The organism is Frankia tisae (genome assembly GCF_025403405.1).
In the GTDB taxonomy this organism is placed as follows: domain Bacteria; phylum Actinomycetota; class Actinomycetes; order Frankiales; family Frankiaceae; genus Frankia; species Frankia tisai.
In genome coordinates this window covers 1-3,071 of record NZ_JANEZT010000544.1, presented here as the reverse complement: position 1 = coordinate 3,071, position 3,071 = coordinate 1, and the positions used below count along the sequence as shown (strand labels likewise).

General features: G+C 64.5%; 2 protein-coding genes and 1 pseudogene. 2 read left to right on the top strand and 1 reads right to left on the bottom strand.

Annotated features, from left to right (window positions below):
* Positions 1-127 precede the first annotated feature (127 nt).
* Positions 128-1,253, bottom strand: a pseudogene (locus NBZ85_RS29550) (IS256 family transposase); the annotation flags it as partial.
* 437 nt (positions 1,254-1,690) lie between these two features.
* On the opposite strand from NBZ85_RS29550, the gene NBZ85_RS29545 reads away from it, so the two are divergent.
* Positions 1,691-2,038: a hypothetical protein gene (locus NBZ85_RS29545; RefSeq protein ID WP_261563217.1), complete on the top strand. Its 348-nt coding sequence runs from the start codon at positions 1,691-1,693 to the stop codon at positions 2,036-2,038.
* An 866-nt stretch (positions 2,039-2,904) separates the two neighbouring features.
* A partial coding sequence (locus NBZ85_RS29540; protein WP_261561665.1) for a helix-turn-helix domain-containing protein occupies positions 2,905-3,071 on the top strand: 167 nt, incomplete at its 3' end.

The following is a 3,071-nucleotide window of genomic DNA, read 5'->3' as shown; positions in this document are numbered from 1 at the left end:
CGAGCTTGATAAGGTGGCCGAACAGCTGAACGGAAGGCCGCGGCAGACGTTGGGCTGGGCGAAGCCGGTCGAAGTCTTCAACGATTTGCTGGCGAAGCATGCGTCGCTATGACCGCTTGAATCCGCCGAGCCCGAGGTAGAGTAGTTTCATCGCCGCGTCACGGTCGGGGAAATGCCCGCGGTTCTTCGTGATTTTCCGGAGCTGGAAGTTCATCGACTCGATCGCGTTGGTCGTGTACACGATCTTCCGGAGTTCGGGTGGGTAGTCGAGGAACGGAATGAACTCCGGCCAGGCGTGGCGCCACACGTCGACCGCCCCGGGGTACTGGACGCCGAAGTTCTTGTCGAACGCGGCCAGGCCGAGTTCCGCGGCTTCCAGAGTCGGCGCCGTGTAGATATCCTTCATCGCCTTGACGACGGCTTTCCGGTCGCCGTAGGACACGAACCTCATCGCGTTGCGGATCACGTGCACAACGCAGGTCTGCACGACGGTGTCGGGAAAGACTGCGACCGCGGCGTCGGGCAGGCCGGTGAGCCCGTCGCAGCACACGATCAGCACGTCGCGCACCCCACGGTTGCGGAGATCGGCCAGGACCTTCTGCCAGAACTTCGTGCCCTCGCTGTCCTTGATCCAGCAGCCCAGCGCGTGCTTACGGCCATCGACGTCGACACCCACGGCCAGGTAGGCGACCTTGGTCGTGACCACCCCGTTGTCCTTGATCCGCAGCCGGATCCCGTCGACATACAAGATCGGGTAGACCTCGTCGAGGGGCCGGGACTGCCAGGCCTTGATCTCGTCGACGACGACCTCGGTGACATTGGAAATCAGCTCCCGGGACGCCTGGACCCCGTAGACCTCCCGCAGGTGCGCCTCAATGTCGCGGGTCGTCATGCCCCGCGAGTACAACGACAGAATCGTGTCGTCGAGATTCCCGATCCGCCGCGCCCGCTTCGGCACGATCGTCGGCTCGAACGAACCGTTGCGGTCACGCGGTACCTCGATCTCGACCGGACCGTTCCGCGTCGACACCGTCTTCGTGGACTTCGGCGTTCCGGGAGTTTCCTGTGCCCTGACCGGCCGGATCACCCACCTCATAGCCGAGATGGTCCGTCATCTCGACCTGCAAGGCCCGCTCGAGGACAGCTTTCGTCATCTGATTCAACAGGCCATCGACCCCGTCGATCGGTGTTCCGGTCGCTTTCGCGTCCTTCAACAACGTGTCGATCGCCTCCGGCGCGAAAGCCTCGGCGATCCTCCTCGCCGCCGCTTCGTCTTTTGTCCGAAGCGTCATGCTCTGTGTCATTCGGTGTCCCTTTCCGACCTACCCGATCAAGGTAGATCGATCCTGGTCCACCTCCGGCTTACACAGTCGTCATGACACGCCCCCGACACGAGCCCGGAGCAGGCCGATCGGCTGGTGGGCGGCCGAGGGCGGCCGGCCCCCACCGGCCATCAGCCGCGTCCAGCAGGATCCGGGCCCGTCTGACCTGGTCGAACGGGGCACTCACCGTCCGGGCGAGCTTCTTGAACCGCTGCCGCTGCGCGGCAGCGAGAACCACCCTGGGACCACCCGTCTGTCTGCCCACCGCTCACCACACACATCCTGGAAGGGACAGTTCCAGGACGACAGGGAAGAACCGGTCGGGCCCGGACGCGGGCCCGACACACCGGTACGGGCAGGATGAAGACGTGGCGAAGATCCCCGAGACGGCCCGGGTAGTGCTGCAACACCGGCTGCACACCCGGCGCACCGCCCGCTGGCCCCAGCTGCGTGACCTGACCGTCCGCTACCGCGGCGACTTCGCCTACCTCGACGCGGTCTTCACCGACGAGCCCGCCGACACCGACCCCTACCCGCTGTGCCGGCTGCGTTACACCGGCCAGCCCGACCGGTGGGGCTTCGCGATCTACCTCGACAGCCGCGGCGCCTACGAGGACTCCTACCTACCGGACGGGCAGCCCACCGGCACCCCCGAACAGGCCCTCGACTGCGCCTGCGGGCTCTACGCCAGCGACCCCACCACCTGGACCGAATGACCACCAACCAGACCAGCAAGATTTACGCGCGGCTGCACTAGCCTTGCTGCAGGGCAAACAGCTGTCGAGCGGTGTGTACGCCTTCCTCGCGGCTTGGTGGGCCGTCGACTGGTGGCGCAACCGGCCGCCGCGTCCTCCGCGGCGACGCCGGGTCCTTCGAGCCGTGCACGTCGGGGCGTGAACACGTCGGCTCGGTGGCCCGGTCATGGACCAGACCGGGTGTATCCGCCTCCACCGGAACTGCCGGCCGCCGCCTGCGCGAACCTGGCAGACCCGGAGGCGATGCACCCGGCCGCGGGGACGCCTGCGCCGGCTGCCGGAGCGCCTGCGGGACGACTGGCTCGCCAACCAGCATCAGCCTGGCAGGCGGCCCCCAGCATATTGCCGGCCCGCGTCCCGTCTACCGGGGCCGGGCCGGACCCAGGGCCTCGGCAAGGTAGCCCGCCGTCATGATCGGTGACTTGCTGTAGTCCCGTCAGGGGCTCTGTTTGGGCGCAGGGTCGTGGTGGTTGGGAATACTTCGTGCATTCTTTTGGATTTTCTCGTTAACCGAACCTCCGCTTCGCGGTACGGTTCTCGTATTTTGCTCTCATGAAAAAAGAATCGAAACTGAGGTTCGGTTCTTTTTTTATACGGTCATCTCGAAAGAGACAATGCGTCCGTTATTAGGGGAGGGTGACAGTTGACATAATAATCTATTACGGTTGCTCCGTGTAATAACTTGCAGACGGGTTGCGTTAGCGGTAGACGCTACGGCAAGAGGAGGTCTGATGAGGACGTCTTGCTAATATTGCCTGGCGGGGTCAAATGGTCGTAGCGACGCCTCGATAGGATGATCGTGTTGGCGTCGAGGGGCTGGATGGTGGATGGGTCGGCGGGAGAAGTTGACGATCGAGGAGCGGGAGGTTATTTCCCGCGAGTTGGGCAAGAATCGTTCGGCGCGGTTCATCGCGAAGGCGCTCGGCAGGCATCACTCGGTGATTTCGAGGGAGATCGAGCGTAACGGCGGCGAGAATGTGTACCGGGCGGTGGA